The 541-nt window shown below is 50.6% G+C and carries 1 protein-coding gene; it reads left to right on the top strand.

Translation table 11 applies throughout. From position 1 onward, the window contains the following. Nucleotides 1-6: 6 nt before the first annotated feature. A partial coding sequence (locus R7O13_RS30185) for a serine O-acetyltransferase (RefSeq protein ID WP_318305636.1) occupies nt 7-541 on the top strand: 535 nt, incomplete at its 3' end.

Below are 541 nucleotides of genomic sequence, written 5' to 3'. Positions count from 1 at the left end.
AACAAAATTGTCTCAGAAGCCCGTGAAATGTCAGAGCAAGAGCCTATGTTGGCGAGCTTTTACCACGCAACCATCATCAAGCATGAAAGTTTGTGTGCGGCACTGAGTTACATTTTGGCCAACAAATTAAGCACGGCGTCGATGCCAGCAATGGCCGTTCGTGAAGTGGTCGAAGAGGCATTTGCCGCAGACCCTACCATCACGGATTTTGCTGCGTGTGACATTTGTGCGACGGTCAACCGCGACCCTGCTGTTTCCATGTACTCAATGCCATTATTGTATTTGAAAGGTTACCACGCGCTGCAAGGCTATCGCGTGGCAAACTGGTTGTGGAAACAAGGCCGTCATGCTCTCGCGACGTATTTGCAAAACCAAATTTCTGTGGCGTGTCAGGTAGACATTCACCCAGCAGCACGTATTGGTAGCGGCATCATGCTCGACCATGCGACGGGCATCGTGATCGGTGAAACAGCGGTGGTTGATAACGATGTGTCTATCCTACAAGACGTCACCCTAGGTGGTACAGGTAAAGAATGCGGCG

Source organism: Vibrio sp. Y176 (assembly GCF_033438945.1).
This window is presented reverse-complemented; position numbering and strand designations above follow the sequence as displayed.